Origin of the sequence: Bradyrhizobium sp., assembly GCF_049798375.1 — a bacterium.
Classification (GTDB): domain Bacteria; phylum Pseudomonadota; class Alphaproteobacteria; order Rhizobiales; family Xanthobacteraceae; genus Bradyrhizobium.
The window spans coordinates 1-3,340 of the sequence record NZ_JBARGP010000523.1 but is presented as its reverse complement, the minus strand read 5'-3'; the positions used below and the strand labels follow the sequence as shown (position 1 = coordinate 3,340).

4 protein-coding genes are annotated in these 3,340 nt (G+C 65.4%); 2 read left to right on the top strand and 2 right to left on the bottom strand.

What is annotated here, in order from left to right; genetic code table 11:
• The coding region (locus WA702_RS21240) for a DsbA family protein (protein WP_425112515.1) at positions 1–378 on the top strand (378 nt) is incomplete at its 5' end.
• A complete protein-coding gene (locus WA702_RS21235) occupies positions 378–1,355 on the top strand; it encodes an NADPH:quinone oxidoreductase family protein (protein WP_425112514.1) in 978 nt (325 codons plus the stop codon). The genes WA702_RS21240 and WA702_RS21235, both read left to right, overlap by 1 nt.
• A gap of 178 nt (positions 1,356–1,533) precedes the next feature.
• Here WA702_RS21235 and WA702_RS21230 read toward each other — a convergent pair whose 3' ends face one another.
• Both WA702_RS21230 and WA702_RS21225 read right to left on the bottom strand, forming a co-directional pair.
• Positions 1,534–2,424: a crotonase/enoyl-CoA hydratase family protein gene (locus WA702_RS21230; protein ID WP_425112513.1), complete on the bottom strand. Its 891-nt coding sequence runs from the start codon at positions 2,422–2,424 to the stop codon at positions 1,534–1,536.
• A 146-nt stretch (positions 2,425–2,570) separates the two neighbouring features.
• Positions 2,571–3,340: amidase family protein (locus WA702_RS21225; RefSeq protein WP_425112512.1), on the bottom strand; the 770-nt coding region annotated here is incomplete at its 5' end.

Here is a 3,340-nt window from a genome sequence, read left to right as displayed (position 1 = left end):
ATGCGGCCGACGGTGTTTCCGGTGAACAGCGTCAAGGCGATGCGCGGCTGCATCTGGGTAGGGCAGGAAAACAAGCAGGCCATGCTGCCGTTCGCGCGCACGGTGTTCGAGATCTATTGGGGCGAGGACCAGGACATCTCGCAGGACAGCGTGCTCGCGGAAGTCTGCAAGCGCGTCGGCGTCGATGCGCAAGCCTTTTTCGCCGGCATCGGCCAGCAGGCGATCAAGGATCAACTCAAGGCCAATACCGATGAGGTGATGAAACGCGGCGGCTTCGGCTCGCCGACCATCTTCCTCGACCAGACCGACATGTATTTCGGCAATGACCGCCTGCCGCTGCTGCGCGAGGCATTGGCGCGCAAGAAGAAGGCCGCCTGATGCTGAAGGCCGTCGTCTGCCGCGAGCTTGGGCCGCCCGAGCGCCTGCGGCTGGAGAGCTTTGCATCGCAGCCGCTTGGCGCAGGCGAGGTGCGCGTGGCGATCCGCGCCGCCGGCCTCAATTTTCCCGACGTGCTGATGGTATCAGGTGAGTATCAGCTCAAGCCGGAGCTGCCGTTCACGCCGGGCATGGAGGCATCAGGCGACATCGTCGAGATCGGCAGCGATGTGAGCGGCGTGGCGGCCGGCGACCGGGCGATGGTGAAGATGCGCCACGGCGCCTTCACCGACGAAGCGGTGGTGATGCCATCGCAACTGACGCCATTGCCGCGGACATTCGACTATGCAGAAGGTGCGACGTTCCTTGCCGCGCATGGCACCGCCTACCATGCGCTGGTCGACCGCGGCCAACTGAAATCAGGTGAGACTCTGTTGGTGCATGGCGCCGGCGGCGGTGTCGGCCTGGCTGCGGTCGAGGTTGGAAAGCTATTAGGAGCGACCGTGATCGCAGCGGCCTCCTCCGAGGAGAAGCTTGCGGCCGCGCAAGCGCGCGGCGCCGACCATGGCGTGCTGTATGCGCGCGAGCCATTTCGCGATGCCGTCAAGCGCATCACCGACGGCCGCGGTGTCGATGTCGTGTTCGATCCAGTGGGCGGCGAGGTGTTCGAGAATAGCGTGCGATGCATCGCCTTTGGCGCGCGTCTCCTGGTGATCGGCTTCACCGGCGGGATCGGGCTGGCACGCACTAACCTGATCCTGATCAAGGGCGCCAGCGTACTCGGCGTCCGCGCCGGCGAAGCCGCGCGCAGGGATCCGGCACTCGGCGAAGCGCGCATGGCGGCGCTGTCGGCCTGGGCCGAGCAGGGCAAGGTGCGGCCGAACGTGTCGCATCGCCTGCCGCTGCAAGATGTCGCGCGAGCGATGCGGCTGTTGATCGATCGCAAGGCCATCGGCCGCGTCGCGTTGGTGATGGAGTGACGCAGCCACGACACACTCGGTGTCGTCCCGGACAAGCGAAGCGCAGATCCGGGACCCATACCGCGTGATCTATCGTTGTGGCACCCTGGACGTCGTTCTTCGCCAAACCGCTCCCTGAGGGTATGGGTCCCGGCTCGCGCTTCGGTTGGCCGGGACGACAGCCGGGGTGTAGTCCGGCCTACTTATACTCTCGCTCGTCCCACCACGGGAAATAGTCGGGCATATCTGATGACACCTTGTTCTTGAACTGCGCCGGGCGCTTCTCCAGGAACGACACCACGCCTTCCTTGACGTCATCGGAGCGGCCGCGCGCGTAGATGCCGCGGCTGTCGACCTTGTGCGCTTCCATAGGATCGTCGGCGCCCATCATGCGCCACATCATCTGGCGGATCAGCGCGACCGAGACCGGCGCCGTCTTCTCGGCGATCTCGCGCGCCAGTGCGCGCGCGGTCGGCAGCAACTGATCCGGCGGCACCACCTTGCTGACGAGGCGCCCGGCGAGCGCCTCCTGCGCCGGAAACACCCGGCCGGTGTAGCACCATTCCAGCGCCTGCGAGATGCCGACCAGTCGCGGCAGGAACCAGCTCGAGGCGGCCTCCGGCACGATACCGCGCTGGGAGAACACGAAGCCGAAGCGCGCCGCCTCTGATGCGATGCGGATGTCCATCGCGAGCTGCATGGTGACGCCGATTCCGACCGCAGGGCCGTTCACCGCCGCGATCACCGGCTTCAGCGACTTGAAGATGCGCAAGGTGACCTGGCCGCCGCCGTCACGCACCTGTGGGTCGGAATAATCGACCCGGCCGTCGGCGTGACGCTTCACCGGCCCGCGCCTAGCGTCGCGATCGAAGGTGTCGGCGCCCGAGGAGAGATCGGCACCCGCGCAGAAGCCGCGGCCCGAGCCCGTGACGATGATAGCGCGGACGCCGTCATCCGCATCGGCGCGATCGAACGCGTCGATCAGCTCGCGCTGCATCGTCGCGGTGAAGGCGTTCAGCTTCTCCGGCCGGTTCAGCGTGATCGTGAGGATCTGGTCGGCGACGTCGTAGAGAATCGTCTCGTAGGCCATGTGGGGTTTCCTCGAATTGTTTTGTTTGTTGTTTATTGAGCCGTCATCCCGGGGCGCGCCGAAGACGCGAACCCGGAATCTCGAGATTATTCGGATTCAACTCTGGATTCCGGGTTCGGTCCACCGCCCCGGAATGACGACGGCTGCTACTTTGTCGGCACCTTCGGCCACGGCCGCTGCTCGCCGCGCTGGCCTTCGAAAGTCTTGGCAAGCCCCAGCACGCCGAGATCGTCGAAACGGCGGCCGACGATCTGGACGCCGATCGGAAAGCCGTCGGCATCATAGCCGCCATTGATCGAGATCGCCGGATTGTCAGCCATGTTCCACGGCACCGTGTAGGCGATGTGCTCGAGCGGCCGGTCCGGATCGTTGGTCGGCCCGGCAAACTCGGCCGGGAATTTCACGCCCGGCGAGGTCGGCGAGATCACATAGTCCAGGTCGTGGAACAATTTTGCCGCGGCGGCGCGCAGCGCCATCGTGACGTTGAAGCCCCTGATGACGTCGACGCCGGATAAGCTCGCACCGCGTTCGGCCCAGCGCAGGATATAAGGCAGGGTTTTCGCGCGGATCTCGGGCGAAAGCTTCGACAGATCATCCCACAAACGCGCGCGCCAAAAATTGTCGAGCCCGTCGAGCATCTCGTGGGTCAGGATCCCCTTGACCTCGGTGATGACGGCGCCGGCGGATTCGAAAATCTTCGCAGCCTGCTGCACGACCTCGCGGACCGGCGCTTCCAGCTTCTGGCCGACATCGAGATCGAGCATCAGGCCGATCCGCAGCTTGCGGGGCGACTTCTCAACCACCTTCCAGTTGATGTCGCTCCGCGGCAGGCTGGTGCCGTCGCGGCGATCCGGCTTCGACAGCACGCTCATCATCAGCGCGGCATCGTCGACGGTTCGGGTCATCGGACCGGCGA

Bases quoted from the DNA above. Each gene is read 5' to 3' on its own strand.
- WA702_RS21235 (WP_425112514.1), top strand. From the start codon at position 378: ATGCTGAAGGCCGTCGTCTGCCGCGAGCTTGGGCCGCCCGAGCGCCTG.
- WA702_RS21230 (WP_425112513.1), bottom strand. From the start codon at position 2,424: ATGGCCTACGAGACGATTCTCTACGACGTCGCCGACCAGATCCTCACG.